General features: G+C 59.9%; 16 protein-coding genes and 1 riboswitch. Of the genes, 13 read left to right on the forward strand and 3 right to left on the reverse strand.

From position 1 onward, the window contains the following. Window positions 1–198: 198 nt before the first annotated feature. The 7 genes from GL286_RS04115 to GL286_RS04145 all read left to right on the forward strand — a co-directional run bounded on the left by GL286_RS04115 (window position 199) and on the right by GL286_RS04145 (window position 7,506). Window positions 199–1,665 carry an L-fucose/L-arabinose isomerase family protein gene (locus tag GL286_RS04115; RefSeq protein WP_155094240.1) on the forward strand — a complete coding sequence of 489 codons (1,467 nt, stop codon included), beginning with the start codon at window positions 199–201 and terminating at the stop codon, window positions 1,663–1,665. Between the two features lie 12 nt (window positions 1,666–1,677). Next, window positions 1,678–2,502: a transketolase gene (locus tag GL286_RS04120; RefSeq protein WP_155094241.1), complete on the forward strand. Its 825-nt coding sequence runs from the start codon at window positions 1,678–1,680 to the stop codon at window positions 2,500–2,502. Further along, window positions 2,502–3,464, forward strand: a complete 963-nt coding sequence (locus GL286_RS04125) for a transketolase family protein (protein ID WP_155094242.1) — start codon at window positions 2,502–2,504, stop codon at window positions 3,462–3,464. The genes GL286_RS04120 and GL286_RS04125 overlap by 1 nt, the downstream gene beginning before the upstream one ends. Further along, on the forward strand, window positions 3,461–4,921 hold the full coding sequence (locus GL286_RS04130) for an FGGY-family carbohydrate kinase (protein WP_343038826.1): 1,461 nt from the start codon (window positions 3,461–3,463) through the stop codon (window positions 4,919–4,921). Before GL286_RS04125 ends, GL286_RS04130 begins: the two co-directional genes overlap by 4 nt. Before the next feature lie 76 nt (window positions 4,922–4,997). Then, window positions 4,998–5,128: riboswitch (FMN riboswitch) on the forward strand. An 80-nt stretch (window positions 5,129–5,208) separates the two neighbouring features. Then, the gene (locus tag GL286_RS04135; RefSeq protein ID WP_155094244.1) at window positions 5,209–5,688 is read left to right on the forward strand and encodes a 6,7-dimethyl-8-ribityllumazine synthase; all 480 of its coding nucleotides are present in this window, start codon (window positions 5,209–5,211) and stop codon (window positions 5,686–5,688) included. A gap of 89 nt (window positions 5,689–5,777) precedes the next feature. Next, entirely contained in the window at window positions 5,778–6,542 is a 765-nt protein-coding gene (gene tam, locus GL286_RS04140) for a trans-aconitate 2-methyltransferase (RefSeq protein ID WP_155094245.1), read from the forward strand. Window positions 6,543–6,630: 88 nt separating this feature from the next. Further along, window positions 6,631–7,506: an aldose 1-epimerase gene (locus GL286_RS04145; protein WP_155094246.1), complete on the forward strand. Its 876-nt coding sequence runs from the start codon at window positions 6,631–6,633 to the stop codon at window positions 7,504–7,506. Window positions 7,507–7,512: 6 nt separating this feature from the next. Here the strand turns inward: GL286_RS04145 and GL286_RS04150 are convergent, their stop codons facing one another. Next, window positions 7,513–8,391: a helix-turn-helix domain-containing protein gene (locus GL286_RS04150; protein ID WP_155094247.1), complete on the reverse strand. Its 879-nt coding sequence runs from the start codon at window positions 8,389–8,391 to the stop codon at window positions 7,513–7,515. Window positions 8,392–8,557: 166 nt separating this feature from the next. Between GL286_RS04150 and GL286_RS04155 the strand changes: the two genes are divergently transcribed. The 6 genes from GL286_RS04155 (at window position 8,558) to GL286_RS04180 (ending at window position 14,575) form a co-directional block, all read left to right on the forward strand. Next, complete coding sequence (locus tag GL286_RS04155) at window positions 8,558–9,781, forward strand: amino acid ABC transporter substrate-binding protein (RefSeq protein ID WP_155094248.1); 1,224 nt, start codon at window positions 8,558–8,560, stop codon at window positions 9,779–9,781. Between the two features lie 68 nt (window positions 9,782–9,849). Then, window positions 9,850–10,722 (forward strand): branched-chain amino acid ABC transporter permease, encoded by an 873-nt coding sequence (locus GL286_RS04160; protein ID WP_155094249.1) that lies wholly within the window; start codon window positions 9,850–9,852, stop codon window positions 10,720–10,722. Continuing rightward, the gene (locus GL286_RS04165) at window positions 10,719–11,669 is read left to right on the forward strand and encodes a branched-chain amino acid ABC transporter permease (RefSeq protein WP_246184815.1); all 951 of its coding nucleotides are present in this window, start codon (window positions 10,719–10,721) and stop codon (window positions 11,667–11,669) included. Before GL286_RS04160 ends, GL286_RS04165 begins: the two co-directional genes overlap by 4 nt. Then, window positions 11,666–12,394 (forward strand): ABC transporter ATP-binding protein, encoded by a 729-nt coding sequence (locus GL286_RS04170; RefSeq protein ID WP_155094250.1) that lies wholly within the window; start codon window positions 11,666–11,668, stop codon window positions 12,392–12,394. Before GL286_RS04165 ends, GL286_RS04170 begins: the two co-directional genes overlap by 4 nt. After that, on the forward strand, window positions 12,387–13,100 hold the full coding sequence (locus GL286_RS04175) for an ABC transporter ATP-binding protein (protein WP_155094251.1): 714 nt from the start codon (window positions 12,387–12,389) through the stop codon (window positions 13,098–13,100). The genes GL286_RS04170 and GL286_RS04175 overlap by 8 nt, the downstream gene beginning before the upstream one ends. Window positions 13,101–13,123: 23 nt before the next feature. Continuing rightward, on the forward strand, window positions 13,124–14,575 hold the full coding sequence (locus GL286_RS04180; protein WP_155094252.1) for an aldehyde dehydrogenase: 1,452 nt from the start codon (window positions 13,124–13,126) through the stop codon (window positions 14,573–14,575). Between the two features lie 801 nt (window positions 14,576–15,376). On the opposite strand, the gene GL286_RS04185 is transcribed toward GL286_RS04180, so the two are convergent. Together GL286_RS04185 and GL286_RS04190 are read right to left on the reverse strand one after the other, a co-directional pair. Continuing rightward, window positions 15,377–16,432 carry a ParB/RepB/Spo0J family partition protein gene (locus GL286_RS04185; RefSeq protein ID WP_155094253.1) on the reverse strand — a complete coding sequence of 352 codons (1,056 nt, stop codon included), beginning with the start codon at window positions 16,430–16,432 and terminating at the stop codon, window positions 15,377–15,379. Beyond that, window positions 16,429–17,739, reverse strand: a complete 1,311-nt coding sequence (locus GL286_RS04190; protein ID WP_155094254.1) for an AAA family ATPase — start codon at window positions 17,737–17,739, stop codon at window positions 16,429–16,431. Before GL286_RS04190 ends, GL286_RS04185 begins: the two co-directional genes overlap by 4 nt. Window positions 17,740–18,093 lie beyond the last annotated feature (354 nt).

Consider the following 18,093-nt stretch of genomic DNA (forward strand, 5'->3'; position numbering starts at 1 on the left):
GAAAGCCCATTTCGCTGCTACGCAGCATCCATACTCGCAAATGCAGCAACAATCACTGAGCCATACTGTCGCAGTTCGTGGAAACAAGCGGGGCTTGCGTGAACGAGGCCACTCGGATTAAAAACGCAGTAATCGAAAACAAACGAAACAATTTCGATTGATCGCATGAGGGGTGCGGTCTCTGTTCGGAGGCGACACATGACGCTAACCATCCGCCGCAAGGTCACTCTTGGCGTGGTCATCGGAAGTCGGGCGTTTTTCAGCCCTGCTCCATGCAAGGCTGCGCGCGATGAGGTTCTGGCCCAGCTTGAGCGACTTGGCATCGACGCAATTACCCTGCCCTTTGAGGCCACCGCCAATGGCGCGGTCCAATCCATCCCGGATGCCGAGCTTTACGCCGCGCATTTCAAGGCCAATCGCGACCGCATCGACGGTCTGGTGATCTGCCTGCCGAACTTCGGCGACGAAATCGCCGTGGCCGAGTTGGTCAACCGCGCCAAGCTCGACGTGCCGATTCTGCTGCAGGCCTCGAATGACGAAACCGACAAGGTATCCGTGGCCGAACGTCGCGACGCCTTCTGCGGCAAGCTGTCGGTCTCGAACAACTTCTGGCAATACGGTATACCGTTCACGGAAACGACGAACCACACCTGCGACACTTGGGGTGAGGAGTTCGGCCACGATCTGGACCGCTTCGCCCGCGTCTGCCGCACGGTGAAAGGGCTGAAAAACGCCCGCATCGGTTCGATCGGTGCCCGCACCGGCGCGTTCCAGACCATGCGTTACTCGGAAAAGCTGCTGCAGGCCTCGGGCCTGACGGTTGTCACCGTTGACCTGTCCGAGATGATGGGCGCGGCCGGCGCGATCCCGGATGGCGATCCGGACCTGCTGGCCAAGATGGAAAAGATCAAGGCCTACGGCACGATCCCGGCGCATATTCAGGAAAGCCAGATCGTCAAGCAGGCGAAATGGACCCTCGCGGTGAACCGCTGGATCGAGGAAAACGGCTGCGATGCCTCGGCGATCCAGTGCTGGCGCTCGCTGCAGGACAATTTCGGCTGCGCCACCTGCGTCACCATGTCGATGATGGGCGAAGAGCTGATGCCCTCGGCCTGCGAGGTCGACGTGATCGGCGCGGTCTCGATGTATGCGCTGGCTCTGGCCTCGGGCGCGCCGCCGGCGCTGCTCGACTGGAACAACAACTACGGCTACGAGCAGGATCTTTGCGTCTGCACCCATTGCGGCAACTATCCGAAAAGCTTCATCGGCGACACGCCCGAGATTTCCGAGCTGGACGTGCTGGGCGCGACCATCGGCAAGTCGAAATGCTTCGGCGCGGTCAAGGGCAAGGTGAAGCCCGGCCCGATGACCTATTTCCGCCTGTCCACCGATGACCGTCTGGGCCGGATGAAATGCTATCTGGGTCAGGGCGAGTTCACCGACCACCCCTTCCCGATGGATGGCGGCATTGCCGTGACCCGCGTGCCGAACCTGCGCAAGCTGATGCGCTTCGTCAGCCAGAACGGCTTCGAGCATCACGTCGCCATGGTCCGCGGCCACCACGCCGATGTCGTCGAGGAAGCCGTGACCCGCTATCTCGGCTGGCCGATCTACCACCATGAGGCTGAACCCGAGCCCCAGCTTTTCTTTCCCAACCGCTTCTGATGCGAGGGTGACATGACACTTGCAAACGACACTGCCGCGGTCATCCGCGAAAAGGCGCTCTGGATGCGCCGCACCGCCTTCCGCATGGTGCATGAGGCGCAGCTGGGCCATCCCGGCGGCGACTTCTCGGCCATCGACGTGATGGCGACGCTGTATTTCGGCGTGATGAATTACGACCCGGCCAAGCCCGACTGGGCCGGGCGCGACCGTTTCATCATGTCCAAGGGCCATGCGACCGGCGCGCTTTACACCGCGCTTTGCGCCGCCGGCTACTACCCCGAGGACTGGCTGAAAACTTACATGCAGCCGAAATCGCTGCTGAACGGCCACCCGAACCGCAACTACCTGCCGGGGATCGAAACCAATACCGGTCCTCTGGGCCACGGCTTCCCGGTCGCCCTTGGCATCGCGATCGCGGGCCAGATCTCGGGCGCGGATTACCGCACCTTCGTTCTGACCGGCGACGGCGAGCAGCAGGAAGGCTCCAACTGGGAGGCCGCGATGACCGCCGGCCACCGCAAGCTGGAAAACCTGACCCTGATCATCGACCGCAACCGCTTGCAGCAAGGTCAGGGGACCGAGCAGACCGCGGGTCTTGACCCGCTGGACGACAAGTATCGCGCCTTCGGCTTCCATGTCGAAATGGTCGATGGCCATGACGTGGACGCGCTGCTGGCGGTTCTGTCCGCATCGCCGAAAGGTCGCGGCAAGCCGCTTTGCGTGATCGCCAATACCGTCAAGGGCAAGGGCGTCTCATTCATGGAGAACCAGGCCAGCTGGCACCACGGCGTCCCGAATGCCGAGCAATTTGCAAAAGCCATGGAGGAACTGGTCTGATGGCTGCTCCCGCCCCCACCAAAGCCGGTCTGCGCGATTGCCGCGACGCATGGTCCGCGACCCTGATCGAACTGGCCGAGAAGGACCCGCGCATCGTCGCCGTGGTCAATGACTCGGTCGGCTCGTCGAAACTTGGCGGCTTCCAGAAGCAATTCCCCGAGCGCCTCGTCAATGTCGGCATCGCCGAGCAATGCATGGTCGGCGTCGGCGCGGGTCTTGCCAATGGCGGCAAGGTTCCCTTCGTCTCGGCGGCGTCCTGTTTCCTGACCGGTCGCTCGCTCGAGCAGGTCAAGGCCGATGTGGCCTATGCCAATTTCAACGTAAAGCTGGTCGGGCAATCCTCGGGCATCGCTTACGGCGAGCTTGGCGCGACGCACCACTCGATCGAGGATTTCGCTTGGCTGCGTCCGTTGACGAACATCACCGTGATCGTCCCGGCTGACGCATGGGAAACCGCCGAGGCGGTGAAATGGGCCGCCGAGCACGAAGGTCCGGTCTATCTGCGCCTGTCGCGGATGCCGGTGCCGGATCTGGCCGTCGAGAACCGCGTCTTCCGCCCCGGCAAGGCCGAGGTGCTGCGCGCGGGCAATGACGTGACGCTGATCGCCAATGGCACGATCTCGCATATTGCGCTGGCCGCTGCCGATCTGCTGGCAGCCGAGGGGATCAATGCCCGCGTGCTGAATATGGCGACGCTGAACCCGCTGGACGAAGAAGCCGTGCTGGCCGCAGCCGAGGAAACCGGCGCGATCGTCACCGCCGAGGAAGCCTCGGTCCGTGGCGGTCTGGGCGGTGCGGTGGCAGAACTCACCTCGGCCCATCGTGCGGTCCCCGTCGAGCGCGTGGGCTTCCCGGGCTTCCTGCCGACCGGCTCGGTCGAATGGCTGTTCAAGGAATACGGCCTGTCGCCCGAAGGCATCGCCGAGCGCGCCAAAGCCGCCATGGCACGGGCTGGCAAGTGAGCGCAGCGCCGCTTGTTCTGGCGATCGATCAAGGCACGACCAACACCAAGGCGGTGCTGGTCGATGCCTCGGGTCGCATCAATGCCCGCGCCTCGGCTCCGCTGACGACCAGCTATCCCAATCCCGGCTGGGCCGAGCAATCGGCCGAAGCGATCTGGGACAGCGTTCGCAAGGTCATCGCAGAACTCGCGCCGCAAGCGGGTGGCGTGGTCGCCATCTCGCTCGCGAACCAGCGCGAGACGCTGGTGCTGTGGGACGCGGAAACCGGCAAGCCCGTCGCTCCGGCGATCATCTGGCAATGCCGCCGCAGCGCTGCGGATTGCGCCCGTCTGCATGCCGAGGGCCATGACACCCGCGTGGTCGAACTGACCGGTCTTGGTATCAACCCGCTTTTCCCGGCCTCCAAGCTGGGCTGGGCGATGCGCAATATCCCGGGCGTCGCCGATCTGGCCGCGCAAGACCGCCTGCGGGCTGGCACGGTGGATGCTTGGCTGCTGTGGAACCTGACCGGAGGCGCAAGCTTCCTGACCGACCATTCCAACGCTTCGCGCACACAGCTTTTCGACACGGACAAGCTGGAATGGAGCGCAGAGCTTTGCGAACTCTTTGGCGCACCGATCGGTGCCCTGCCCCGCCCCGTCGCCTCGGATGCCGAGTTCGGCCTGACGGCTGATGGGGCGACCGCCCTGCCCGCGGGAATCGCGATCCGCGCGATGATGGGCGACAGCCATGCCGCGCTTTACGGCCATGGCGTGCGCGCCCCCGGTCCGGTCAAGGCAACCTTCGGCACGGGTTCCTCGCTGATGACCCTGACGCCACAGCGCACGGCCTCGCGCCACGGCTTGTCGGGCACCATCGCATGGAGCGACCGCAACGGCACCGCCCATGCGCTCGAAGGGAACATCACCGTCTCGGCTCAGGCCGCCGCCTTCATGGCGGGCCTTCTTGGCACCGGCAATGCACAGGCTCTGTCAGATCTGGCCCAGACGGTCGAAAGCGCCGAAGGGGTCGCCTTTGTTCCGGCTCTGGCGGGACTGGGCGCGCCGCATTGGGACGACAAGGCCACGGGGCTTGTCACCGGCATGACGCATGGCACCAAGCCCGCGCATCTGGCCCACGCGACCTTCGAGGCCATCGCACAGCAGATCGCGGACGTTTTCGCTGCGATGGAGCTGGATGTCGGCCACCCGCTGGCGGATCTTCGCGCCGACGGAGGTGCCTCGGGCAATGCCTTCCTGATGCAGCTTCAGGCCGACCTGCTGGACCGCCCGGTCCTGCGCGCCGAGGTCGAGGAGGTGGGCGCTCTTGGTGCCGCCGCCATGGCCTTTGCCGCCTTGGGTCATCCCGCCCAAGTGGCCGAAGAAAGCACCACGCGCTTTGCACCCAACATGGCCCCTGCCACGCGCGAAAACCTGCGTGACGTCTGGGCCAAGGCAATTGCCCGCGCCCGTGCATGATCTTGCGGCAGAGGGATTTTTTACCCTCTGCCGCGCTGCGGCACATTGAAGTCCCGAACCTGCGTTGCTATGTCGCAGGTATTCTCAGGGCGGGGTGCGATTCCCCACCGGCGGTGACAGCCCGCGAGCGCCCCTGCATTGCAGGGGGTCAGCAGATCCGGTGAAATTCCGGGGCCGACGGTATAGTCCGGATGGAAGAGAACCGCGAAGATCCCGGCCCTTGGGCCGGGTCGTCGAGGCTGATGCCTTGGGACCTGAAGCAACTGACCGCAGGGGTCCTGAATACTATGACGAAGACGACCAAATCCCCCCGTATCGCTTTCATCAAGGCACGCTGGCACGCCGATGTCGTGGACCGCGCCCATGAAGGCTTCCTTGCCGAGGCAGCAAAGCTGATCCCCGGTGCCGTCACCGACGCCTTCGACGTACCCGGCGCCTTCGAGATGCCGCTGCTCGCCAAGAAGCTCGCCCAGACCGGCCGTTATGACGCAGTCGTCGCCGCTGCTTTGGTGGTCGATGGTGGCATTTATCGCCACGACTTCGTGGCCGCCGCCGTGGTCAACGGCTTGATGCAGGCGGGCATGGAAACCGGCGTGCCGTGCTTTTCGGTCTCGCTGACGCCGCACAACTATCAGGAAACCGATCTGCACACGGGCTTCTTCCGCGAGCATTTCGTCAAGAAAGGCGCCGAGGCCGCCAACGCTGTCGCGCAGATGATCGCGCTGGAAGCCTCGCTGGCTGACGTCGATCAAAGCGCCGCTGCCTAAGTTCGTGTCGCCGGGCGAATTCGTCTGGCGACATTTCCCGCCCTTCCCGCTACCTTGACCCACAAATCGGCAGTTCCGAGGGGAAGCGTATGGGTTGGAGCGCGGCTCAATACTCGAAATTTCTGGACGACCGAACGCGGCCCGCCCGTGATCTTTTGTCGGCAGTACCGCTTCAGTCACCGGCGCATATTGTCGATCTGGGATGCGGTCCGGGAAACTCGACCGCCCTTCTGACAGATAGGTACCCGCAAGCGCGGGTGGTCGGTGTCGATTCAGACCCCGACATGATCGCGGCAGCACAGAAAGCCCTGCCGGCCTGCGAGTTCGCGAAAGAACGGATCGAGACGTGGCGGTCGCCTGTCCCTGCGGACCTGATCTTTGCGAATGCCTCGTTGCAATGGGTGGACAATCACGAGACGTTGTTTCCCGAACTTCTGGACCAGATCGCGCCCGGCGGCGTTCTGGCCGTGCAAATGCCGGATAATCTGGATGAGCCGTCGCATCGCGCGATGCGTCAGGTGGCATCGAACCCACGCTGGGAGTCACGACTGGCCAAGGCCAACGCCCGCCGTCAGCCGTTGATTGCGCCACATACCTTGTATGGCCTGCTCCGCGAGAAGGTCGCGCGGCTGGATATCTGGCGGACGACATATCACTTCGAACTCGCAGGGATTGACGCCATCATCGAGTGGTTCAAAGGTTCGGCACTAAGGCCTTATCTTGAGGCCCTAACTCCGGAGGAAGCTGCCGATTTTCTGTTGGCCTACCGTGAGTTGATCGCGCCTTCCTACCCCGAGAGCGATGGAATGACGCTGCTACCCTTCCCGCGCTATTTTTTCGTCGCGCAGCGTTAGGGTTACCGCTGTTCCGCAATCCGACGCGATGCTTGTCCGTCGCGTCATGCTCGCCTAGGGTCCGCCGGAAAGTGAACAGGAGTCCCAGATGATCACGCTTCAATCCGGCAGCTATCGCCTTACCGTCGCCCCCGAATATGGCGCGACGATCCTGTCTGCCGAATGGCTGGGGCGAGATGAGTGGAAGCCGGTGCTCGAGCCTTTGGCATCTCCAGAGAACGGACTGAAAGCAGGCTGCTTCGTCATGGCACCATTTGCCAATCGTATTGACCATGGCCACTTCTTTTTTGACGGGAAAAGCTTCCAGCTTCCCATCAACAATATCCCTGAAGACATGGCCATTCACGGATTTGCCCGTAATCATGTCTGGAAGGTCACCGAGCAAGCCGCAGACCATGTGCTACTTGTGCTTGATCTGAACGAGCCGAGCTTGCCATGGCAGTTCACTTTGGTGCAACAGATCTCGATTGCTGCAGATGGTATCAAGGTTGCGCTCCACATCACCAACCTTGGTGATGCGCCAATGCCATTTGGCTTTGGGCTGCATCCGTGGTTTCCTAAACCCGCCGAAACCTACCTGAGTTTTGCATCGGACGGAGCACATACCCGCGATGCGCGCGGGCTGCCGCTGCCTGATTTGCACCCCGTGCAAGGGATGTCCGAAAACGATCAGAAAGCACTGGATGGTTTGCCATGGTTTGACGCCTGCATCGGAGGCTGGAATCCCCGCAAGGCCGTGCTTCGCTGGCCTGAATACGAGGTCGCCCTGAGCGCCTCGGGCGCGTTACGCCACCTGCATGTCTATAATCCCGATGATCGTCCGGTCGTTTGCGCCGAGCCGGTCAGCCATCTGCCTGACGTCATCAATCGGCCCGAATTGGGTGAGGACGCGCAAATGACAGTGCTGGCACCCGGCGAAACTCTGTCCGGGAAAATGCATTTGGCGGCGCGACCGATAGGCTAGGCACGGTCAGGGCCACGCCGCGTAGCTTGTTGTGGCGTTAGGTCGGCGCGAAAGTGCGCCCATCCGGTGGGCGCGCGGCGAAAGGCCCGTCATGCGTTTGAAAAATCTGCTGAAATAGGCGGGGTCGCCGAATCCGAGCGTCTCGGCGATCTCGCTGATCTGAAGCGCAGTCTGGTCAAGTAACCGGATCGCCTCGGCCGCAAGGCGCTGGTTGATGAACTCCATCGGTGAGCGCCCTGTCGCGCGGCGGATGGCCGTGTTCAGGCGGTCCGGACTGACACCCAAAAGCCGGGCATAATCGGCAACGGACCAGTGCTGGCGCGCGTGCAGTTCGACCAGATGCGCAAATCCACGCACGACGCTGCGTGGAGTGGGACGCGAAATGTGGTTCAAAGAGGTGGCCAAACGCCAGACTTCGATCAGAAGCAGCGCCAGATGGTGGCGGACCACTTCATGCGCGCCGGGCGCGTGGTTGCGCAATTCCGCCTCGATCGAGGTCAGCATTGCAGTCAATCTGGACGCCTCCGGTTTTCCGATCCCTGCCCCAATGATCGGTCTTGCGATGGCATCGCGCACGGGAACAAACAGCGCCCCGTTTGGCATGGCTGACGCGAGAATGGTATCGTCGGCAGACAATGCCCCCCCTTCCGCCCCCGCCTCGAACAGGATGGAGCCAGTCTCTCCGGCGGGAACAAAGGTGATCGAGGGGGCATCCAGCATCACGGAATATTGGCCAAGGCGGATACTGCCGCTGCCCGAAACCAAAACAAAAATCCGATTGCGCCTGCCCCTGAACGTCCATTCGTTGCGCAACAGGCTGCCGACGAACAGTTGGGCCTCGACAGAGTGAGGTACAGATGGAGCGCTGATTTGGCTGACGGACATAAAATCAACATGCCATGACCCGTGAAAAGTGCAAGTTTCTCTTGTAAAAGTCTATTCTTACGCCATTCGCATGGGCGTATCGTTTCCCGAACCAGACAGACCGTGGGGGGAGCCATGTCTTCTGGGCGGAGGGCCCGCGCCAAGCGGGCAATGAGGAGGAGACGTCATGATCAGCTTGAAACGCAGGGATATCCTGCGCTCGGGTGTTGCTGCCGCTGCTTTTGTCAGCAGTATTGGCCGGAGTTGGGCGCAAGACCGAAAGTCCGTCCGCATCGGCTATGCCATTTCCAAGACCGGACCCAATGCAGGGGGTGCAGGTATCACGACCCTGCCGAATTACCTTCTTTGGGCCAAGGAGGTGCAGGACGCGGGCGGATTGGAGTTACCCGACGGCAGCCGCCTGCCCCTTGAAGTGGTCGAATATGACGACCGCTCCTCGGCCGAAGAGGTCGTCCGCGCCGTTGAACGGTTGGCAAACGAAGACAAGGTCGATTTCATCCTTGCGCCATGGGGTACGGGCTTCAATCTGGCCGCAGCACCTTTGTTTGACCGTTATGGCTTTCCGCAGCTTGCCGTTTCGGCGGTGACCGACAAGGCACCGCAATTCGTTCAGCGCTGGAAGAAAAGCTTCTGGATGCTCGGCGGCGGGCATGACTACGCAAAAGCACTCGCAACCATCATCGCCGAGGCATCCAAGGCCGGAACCTTGAACGGCAAAGTCGCCATGGTTTCCGTCGCCGATGGCTTCGGAATTGATCTGGTCACGGCCGCCCGACCCGCATTCCAAGCTGCCGCTCTCGAGATCGTCTATGACAAGACCTATCCAATCGGAACATCCGATTTCACGCCAATGATCAACGAGGCCAAGGCCAGCGGCGCGGATAGTTTCGTTGCATTCTCCTATCCGCCGGATACTTTCGCGCTGACCCAGCAGTCGCAGATCGCAGACTTCAATCCCAAGCTGTTGTACCTAGGTGTCGGGACAAGTTTTCCGGTCTATTCAAAGAATAACGGCGCAAACGCGACCGGCATACTCAGCCTTGGCGGGGTCGATCCGACGAGCGAAGCGAACGCGGATTATCGTACGCGCCACGAGGCAGCGACGGGAATTGCGCCGGATTACTGGGCCAGCGTGATCACCTACGCCAGCCTCCAGATGCTGCAAGAGGCCATTCGCCGCAAAGGTCTGGATCGCGAGGCGGTGGCTGCCGAGATCGCCAGCGGAAGCTTTGAAACGGTGCTGGGCGAAACGAAGTTGGAGGACAACCAGCTTCGCAAGATCTGGTGGGTCGGTCAGTGGCAGAATGGCAAATTCGTCGGCGTTGCCCCCGGCGATCATGCCGGTGCAAGCCCGCTGATCCTTCCGCGTCAGGCATGGCAAAAAGCTTGATTGCATCCCGCTGAAGCGCGGCCCGACCCGACCGGCTATCGTGGCCAACCGACCGAAAGGAAATGCAGATGCTCGTCACGGCCATTCTGTCCGGGCTGGTGCTGGGTGGGACTTACGCGCTTCTCGCGATGGGTCTGACGCTGCAATACGGAATCGCGAGGATCATGAATCTGGCCTATGGCGAGCTGATCATCGTGGCCGCATTTCTGGCCTATACCTTGTTCGCCACTCTCGGACTAAGCCCTGTCTGGACGCTGTTCATCGCAATTCCCGCCGGATTTGCTTTGGGTTGGGGCATCTACGGAGTCCTGATGCAGCCACTCGTTCGCCGCGCCCGAACGCCCGCTGGTCTGGAGATCGACTCGATCCTTGCCACATTCGGACTGCTTTTCGTGATCCAAGGGCTGCTGCTGGTAAGCTTCGGAGCAAATTTCACCAGCTACAGCTATCTGAATGTTGCTGTTGACGTGTTTGGAACGAAACTGGCCGCAAACCGGCTGATCGCACTGGCCTTGGCCGTCGTTCTGGGCGGGGCGATCTACTTCGCCCTGACCCGCACCTTATGGGGGACCGCACTTCGCGCGGTTTCGGTCTCGCCCGTATCCGCATCATTGGTCGGAATAGATGTCGACCGCGCAGCCCGTACCGCCTTCGCATTAGGAGGCGCGTTAGCTGCCGCGGGCGGGGTGGTGATCTCGATGTACCAGACTTTCACGGCGACATCCGGCGTGGTGTTCACGATGAAAGCGCTGATTATCGTCATCATGGGGGGCGTTGGAAACATCCTCGGCGCGCTATCTGCCGGGCTGGTCCTGGGTCTGGCCGAAACCTTGGTCGCGACCTATGTCGATCCGGGCCTGACACTGGCCACAACCTATGGTCTTTTCATTGCCATTCTACTGTGGCGTCCGACCGGACTGTTCGGGAGGGCGGCGCGTTGACCTCTCGTTTGCTGTGCCAGATCACGGGTTTCCTTACCATCATCATCGCACTGACCGCCCTACCCTTCTTTGTCGGTCCTTACACGATAACACTGATGATCGGCATGCTGGGCTATGTCGCTTTGGCCATCGCATGGGCAATGTTTTCAGGGCCGACACGCTATGTTTCGCTGGCAACCGTCGCGTTCTTCGGCATCGGCGCCTACGCCTGCGCGGTTTTCAACGAAAGCCTGCCCTATCCGCTGCTTCTGCTTGTGGCTGGCCTGATCGGTCTGGCCGTCGCGTTGGTCGTCGGGCTTGCCACTCTGCGTCTGGCCGGAGTCTATTTCGTCATCTTCACATTCGGGCTTGCCGAGCTGGTCCGGCAGCTTGTGACATGGTTCGAAGTCAATATCACCGGAACCTTGGGGCGCTACATCTTCCTTCCGGTCACGCCAGAGGGCATCTACTGGCAATTGTTGGCGCTTTCGGCCTTTGCCTTTGCCATCTCATGGCTGATCGGCCGGTCACGGCTGGGGCTGGCGTTAAAGGTCATCGGCGAAGACGAGGTCGTCGCCGCCCATTGCGGTATCGCCATCGCGCGGATCAAGCTGGCGTTGTTCGCCCTCAGCGCAGTCATCATGACACTGGTAGGCGCGATCCAGGCGCCCCGTTGGACCTATGTCGAGCCGTCGATCGCCTTCAATCCGACAATCTCGTTCCTGACCCTGATCATGGCGCTTCTGGGCGGAGCAAACAGGCTGATGGGGCCTATCATGGGTGCCGTGCCCCTGTTCTTGCTGTTTGAATGGCTTTCCGCCAATTTCCCGAACCACTACTCGATCATTCTGGGCTTGGTGTTCATCACGATCGTCTTTGTCCTGCCGAATGGTGTGCTGGATTTCGTCGAAAAGGGTTTGACCCACCGCATCACTGCTGCAGCAAAACCGGCCGAGGTCCAGAAATGAGCGCCTTGCTTGAAGTGTCCGGTCTGAGCAGACGTTTTGGCGGCTTGCTGGCAGTGAACGATGTGTCGTTCTCGGTCGGGCAAGGCGCAATTGTCGGGCTTCTGGGTCCGAACGGGTCGGGGAAGACCACCGTCCTGAACATGATCTCGGGGCACCTGCTTCCTTCGGGTGGCGATATTTCCCTGCATGGCAAGCGGATCTCGGGGCTGGGTGCCAGCCGCATCTCGAAGCACGGAGTCGCCCGGACGTTCCAACTGGTTCGCGCTTTACCCTCGCTGACCGTTGTCGAGAATGTCACGGTCGCGCTGGCCTTCGGACGGCAAAAGCTGTGGGGTGTCGCGGCACGTGAAAGGGCAATGGGCTTTCTCGATCAAGTCGGGCTGGCCCATCGCGCGGACCATCTGGCCGAAGACCTGACCTATATCGACCAGAAACGGATGGAACTAGCCCGCGCACTGGCCGCTGATCCAGAGTTGTTGCTGCTGGACGAATGGCTTGCCGGGTTGAACCCGACCGAATTGCAGTCGGGCATCGGATTGATCCGTTCGCTTGGCTCCAGCGGCATCACCATCCTGATGGTCGAACACGTCATGGAAGCTATTCGCGCGCTGTGCAGCCAATGCGTCATCATGAATGCCGGAGTGAAGATTGCCGACGCGCCGACTGCTGACGCCCTGTCCGACCCAGCCGTCATTACCGCCTATCTCGGAGAGCAACATGCTTGAGGTCCAGGGTCTCTCACTGCATTATGACCGCCATGTCGCGCTGGACAATGTATCGCTGAAGGTCGGCAAAGGCGAAACCGTTGTTATCCTTGGCGCGAATGGCGCCGGAAAATCCTCTCTTCTGAAAGGTATCGCAGGGCTTGTACGTCCGGCTGCCGGTTCCAGAATCAGATTCAACGGCATCCCTATCGAAACCGCCTCTCCGCATCATGTGCTGGAAACCGGCATAGCGCTGATCCCCGAGGGCCGCGGAGTTTTCGGCGATCTGACTGTATCCGAAAACCTTGCCCTTGGCGCATATGCGCGCCGCGCAAGGGATGAGCGGGAAACAAGTTTCGAACTGGTCTTCGGTCTGTTCCCTAGGCTTGCCGAACGTCGCCGGCAATTCGTCAACACCATGTCGGGTGGCGAGCAGCAGATGGTCGCGATAGGTCGCGCATTGATGTCACGGCCCGAATTGCTCATGCTCGATGAACCCAGCCTTGGCCTCGCGCCCGTTGTCGTTCATGAACTGTTTCGCAGCCTCGACCTTGTTCGACAGTCTGGCCTATCGCTGTTGATCGTCGAACAGAATGTCAGGCTCAGCCTCGAGATCGCGGATCGCGGCTATCTCGCCGACGCGGGGCGCATCACTGGTCAAGGCACCGCCTCGGTGTTGCTTGATGATCCCGCCGTCAAGCGGGCGTTCTTGGGCGCGGCGGTGTGAGAACTTCCGGAAAGGAGACGATTATGAATGTGCTGGGATTGAAAATCGACAATGCCGAGGTCGAAGCCGCCGGAGGCAAGCATTTCGAACGGCTGAACCCGGTTACCGGCGAGCTTGCCACGACCGTCGCCGCCGCCACAGTCGAGGACGCCCGCAGCGCAGCAAATGCCGCCGCCCGCGCCTTCCCCGCATGGGCGCAGACCAGTCCCGCCGAACGGCGTCGGTTGCTTAATGCCGCAGCTGACCTTTTGCAGGACCGCGCCACGGATTTCGTCACCGCGATGGCCAACGAAACCGGCGCGACGGCCGGCTGGGCAATGTTCAACGTCAAACTATCATCGGATATGCTGCGTGAAGCCGCAGCATTGACGACGCAGATCAGCGGCGAGGTCATTCCATCGAACCGTCCCGGCAGCCTTGCCATGGCGGTGCGCCAACCCGCGGGTGTGGTGCTGTCGATCGCGCCGTGGAATGCACCGGTCATCCTTGGGGTGCGCTCTTTGGCGACCCCATTGGCCTGTGGCAATACCGTGGTGATGAAGACTTCGGAAATCTGCCCGCACACGCACCGGTTGATCGTCGATGTGCTGCATGATGCGGGTTTTCCGATCGGTGTCGTCAATGCCATCTCGAATGCGCCCGAGGATGCCGGAGAAATTGTCGAGGCACTGATCGCCCATCCCGCTGTGCGTCGGGTAAACTTCACCGGCTCGACCCGCGTCGGTCGTATCATTGCCGAAACCGCCGGTCGCCACCTGAAGCCCGCGCTTTTGGAGCTTGGTGGGAAAGCCCCGTTCGTGTTGCTGGACGACGCGGATCTGGATCAGGCCGTCGCAGCCGCCGCCTTTGGTGCCTATATGAACCAAGGCCAGATCTGCATGTCTACCGAACGCATCGTCGTAGACCACACGATCGCCGATGCCTTCGTCGCAAAACTCGCCGCTAAGGTCGAGACGCTTAAGGCTGGCGATCCTCGTCGCAGTGATACCCCGCTTGGTTCGGTCGTCGATAACAATGCGGCGGAGCGTATCGGCGCGCTGATCCGCGATGCTGTCGCCAAAGGCGCAAAACTGGTCGCGGGCGGCCGGATCGATGGCACGATTGTCGACGCGACGCTTCTCGATCACGTTCGCCCTGCCATGCGCCTTTATAGCGAAGAAAGCTTCGGTCCGGTGGTCTCGGTGGTTCGTGCAGGATCGATCGATGAAGCCGTACGGATCGCGAATGATACTGAATATGGTTTGTCGGCAGCGGTATTCGGTCGCGATATCAACCGCGCTATGGCGGTCGCCCGCCGCATCGAATCCGGCATTTGCCATATCAACGGTCCGACAGTGCATGACGAAGCGCAGATGCCGTTTGGTGGCGTCAAAGCTTCGGGTTACGGTAGGTTTGGTGGGAAGGCCGGGATCGCCGAGTTCACCGAACTCCGGTGGATCACCATTCAGGACGGCCCGATCCATTATCCGATTTAGAAATATAAGCGGATGGTTTGCAATCAGTGTTTGCGGATGCGTTTTGCTGAAAGGCGATTGAGCGGAGCATAATGGCAGAAGCGAGATTGCCCTGCGCCATGATAAGCAATTCGGATCGCCGGTGAACCTCTGACCTACAAATAAGCTTGCGGGTCACCGGCGCTAGGAACAAATGCACACACGATGCGGCGCCAGCGCTGTGGATAAAATGTTCTGACATCCCAATCCAACGCGCGAGCGGGTAAATTGCTGCTCGGTGATCAATGATAACCCTTGAAACCAGTTTTGCGGCGCATGATCCAAAGGCCGCCTTGGACCGGTCATTGCGTACGGACACTGTTGGAGCCATCCCAGCAGATACATCCGCGTTTTACGCCGGGAAGCATTTGAATCGAGTCTATAATTTACTAAAAATATCAACAGGTTAGGTAAATCCTTAGATAAGTGACCTCGTTCGTGGTCGCAGATGTGGAAGAGTACAGGATCCGCCAAATCAACAGTGTACGCACTAGTCTGGACACAGATCGTGGTTAAGTTGCTGATAGCGCCTGTGGTGCCATTAGCGCTCTGTGGGTATTCCACATCGAGTATCCATAGTGTCTGTATGCATCGGCACGTTTGCACGCACGGGCTTGCGTCGTGGATTTGGTTGCGGTTATTTGCGCGCCTTTAAGCGCCCTACCCTTTCCTCTCCTATGATCAAACCAAACAGCATAGGCAAAGACTAATCATGTGTGCCCAAAAGCAGAAAGGGTAACCCACGGGTTACCCTTTCGTTGCCGGACACAAGTAACCCGTGGGTTACGCGCCATCAAGAACCGTCTGAAATGCCTCGATCGCTTTTTGCAGCCGCCGTCGATCAACCGAAAGAAAGTCTACATCAGACAGGATGCGGCACTCTCCTCGTCTTGCCGTCACCTTGGCGGATCCGACGTGAAACTCGTATTTTACGTTCTTTTGCCGCACACGCTCACCTGCCTTCTCACTCGGCGGCTCGGACACCTCTGTAGCAAACCGGCGAAGTATCTCGGCCTGATCTTCCGGTCCTTCGACCTTTAACAAAGCATTGCACAGATTGGCGGATAACGCAGGATTCGATTGAAGTTTGCGCGCCACCTCGACTCCCAGGTTCCGCGCTACCGCTTTCGGAAATTTGAGATCCTCGCCCAAAACCTCAAGCAGGTAGACAAAGCTTCGGATATAAGACCGCTTCATTTTGTGAAGTGAGGCATAAATTCGCCCTACAAGTTCGTCAGCCCCCTGCCCTTCCATGTCAGCATCATTCGCGGCGGCGATCGCGACCTGCGCCATCTCGGCAAAGCTCAAATCTTCGCGGATGACATTCTCTTCGACCATGTCGATGTAAAGATCGATGCGGCTGGCAGGCCCTTCCGAAACTCGCGCGACAGCTTTAGCAAATCGCACATCGCCGCTTTCCTGCCGCAGTTGTTGAAGCGCATTCAGGCGTCGCCAACCCTTTTTCAGTTGATATCCGCCTTCGGTCAAAAAGACCTCGATCGGTTCTTTCTGCCCCCTTTCCCGAATGGACGCCTTCAACTCCTCCATTTCGTCGGATGTTGAAACGGCAGAAAGATCGAGGCGATCACGTGGTAGATCATCCGTCCTGATTTCATCCAAAGGGATTGAGATCAGAACACGGCCCTCCTCTTGCGCCAAACGGAAGGCTTTTGCATCAGCCGCATTCAGCCGGCGCTGCTCGACCAAATTCTCGCTGCTTTCGTTCAGGCTGCTCGCCGCTTCGCGCACTGCTGCTCCCATCGGACCAACATCCCGTTTCCGGGGCGACACATCACCGGCATCAAGGGGGCCAAATCCAAACTTGTTCTTGCCACTCATGCTTCAACTCCTTCCTTGGCATTGCGCGCCTCCCAAGACCGAAGAACGGTATCCCTGAATTCGCCATATGCGGCATCAAAGCTCTGTCGTGCGCGTTTCCAGGTTTCTCGGGTCATCTGCCGATAATCCTGCTCATAGACAGATTGCTGGAAGCGGCCTGATTGCTCGACAGCTCGGGTCATCTCAATGGCATTATGGCACACATCCGCACCGAACACGTTCCGGAACGCATCCATCATCGCTAGATGCAAAGGGTTGGAGGTTTCGAAACGGGTCATCAGCAGGCGAATATCGTCAAACCGCTTAGGCAAACGGATACCGGCATCCTCGGCCACTTTGGCAAAGCCGTCGGAAATATCCTCCATGGCGTCGCCTAGCTGGCCAAGGAAACTCGTCGTAGAATCGTATTCCCAATAGCCGGGGCCCGAGGGAATATAGAGGATGTCTGCAGCAAAGGCAGCGTTCAGCGACTGATAGCCAATCGCCGGAGGGCAATCGAAGATAATCAGGTCATATTGGTCTTCGGGCAGTTCCTCGAGATAGCGCGAGACGCAGCCGAAGAAGCTCCAAGCCTTATGCATTGAGCGGTACTGAGCGCTTGCGAATTCAACAAACGCGGCATTGGCACAGCTCGGGATGATATCGATGGTCGACCAGGCGGTCTTCTGAATGAAATCCTGGGCACGCTGCGCGCCGATCGACTGCACATCATCAGGAAGCTCGTCGGCAGCGGGGTAGGGGCAATCCGCAGGATCATCATAGGCCGCGACGATCCTGTCGGCCTCACGACAAAGGTCGCGACACATGATGCCCCAGACAGTATTCCACTCCTTGACCTCGACGAGACCCATCGAATGCGTCATCGTTGCCTGAGGGTCGAAATCGATCACCAAAACCCGATATCCATCCAGCGCCGCCGCATTGGCGAGATGCTGAGCGACAACGGTCTTGCCTACGCCGCCTTTGAAGTTGGAAACAGCAACCCGCATCGCACGACCTGCGGGGCGTTTTGGCAGCAGCGATTTGCCTCTGAAGCGAAGACGGCGGCGCAATTCGTTGATCTCGGCCAACGAGAACCACCGTTGACGCCCATCATCCTCTACCGCGCCCTGAGGCAAGGACGGATCATCGGCCAACTTCTTGCGAAGCGTATCGGCTGGCACATCGAACATAAACTGGCTGATTTCCCAGATAGAGAATGGTCGAAGAGTCTTCTTCTCGGCGGGAGAGAAGGTCGCTTTCCTCACCGCAGCCTGCTGGGCGAGGCTGCGTTCATTCATCTGTTGAAGGTCGGAATGGTCGCGCATGACACTGCTCGTCTTTTTTGCTAATGCTACTTCAATAGCGCGAATTTCAGGATGTGCAAAACATCAGTTTTCATTTTTCGCGATTTCGTAGCGAAACGAGAATTTACGCGATTAATGATTTGGCTGAAGCTCTTTTTGGGTGACGCAAAAGGCTGAAAAACAAGAATAGGGTGACAAAGCGCCACGGTATTGGTGACAACTAACTGTCCCCCTTAACCAATTTAACCTGCTTTTCTTGTTTTTGAGGTTTTTTCGGCCTGATCCCGTTGTTAGCTTGCCGTTGACAAATCACGGGAGAGAGGATCACTCTGCTGTGATAGCGGGAATCGGTCATAGAAGCCGATGACGAGAGGC

This window comes from Paracoccus aestuariivivens (assembly GCF_009711225.1).
GTDB classification, from domain to species: Bacteria; Pseudomonadota; Alphaproteobacteria; order Rhodobacterales; family Rhodobacteraceae; genus Paracoccus; species Paracoccus aestuariivivens.

Bases quoted from the DNA above. Each gene is read 5' to 3' on its own strand.
- GL286_RS04115 (WP_155094240.1), top strand. From the start codon at position 199: ATGACGCTAACCATCCGCCGCAAGGTCACTCTTGGCGTGGTCATCGGA.
- GL286_RS04120 (WP_155094241.1), top strand. From the start codon at position 1,678: ATGACACTTGCAAACGACACTGCCGCGGTCATCCGCGAAAAGGCGCTC.
- GL286_RS04125 (WP_155094242.1), top strand. From the start codon at position 2,502: ATGGCTGCTCCCGCCCCCACCAAAGCCGGTCTGCGCGATTGCCGCGAC.
- GL286_RS04135 (WP_155094244.1), top strand. From the start codon at position 5,209: ATGACGAAGACGACCAAATCCCCCCGTATCGCTTTCATCAAGGCACGC.
- tam (WP_155094245.1), top strand. From the start codon at position 5,778: ATGGGTTGGAGCGCGGCTCAATACTCGAAATTTCTGGACGACCGAACG.
- GL286_RS04145 (WP_155094246.1), top strand. From the start codon at position 6,631: ATGATCACGCTTCAATCCGGCAGCTATCGCCTTACCGTCGCCCCCGAA.
- GL286_RS04150 (WP_155094247.1), bottom strand. From the start codon at position 8,391: ATGTCCGTCAGCCAAATCAGCGCTCCATCTGTACCTCACTCTGTCGAG.
- GL286_RS04155 (WP_155094248.1), top strand. From the start codon at position 8,558: ATGATCAGCTTGAAACGCAGGGATATCCTGCGCTCGGGTGTTGCTGCC.
- GL286_RS04160 (WP_155094249.1), top strand. From the start codon at position 9,850: ATGCTCGTCACGGCCATTCTGTCCGGGCTGGTGCTGGGTGGGACTTAC.
- GL286_RS04170 (WP_155094250.1), top strand. From the start codon at position 11,666: ATGAGCGCCTTGCTTGAAGTGTCCGGTCTGAGCAGACGTTTTGGCGGC.
- GL286_RS04175 (WP_155094251.1), top strand. From the start codon at position 12,387: ATGCTTGAGGTCCAGGGTCTCTCACTGCATTATGACCGCCATGTCGCG.
- GL286_RS04180 (WP_155094252.1), top strand. From the start codon at position 13,124: ATGAATGTGCTGGGATTGAAAATCGACAATGCCGAGGTCGAAGCCGCC.
- GL286_RS04185 (WP_155094253.1), bottom strand. From the start codon at position 16,432: ATGAGTGGCAAGAACAAGTTTGGATTTGGCCCCCTTGATGCCGGTGAT.
- GL286_RS04190 (WP_155094254.1), bottom strand. From the start codon at position 17,739: ATGCGCGACCATTCCGACCTTCAACAGATGAATGAACGCAGCCTCGCC.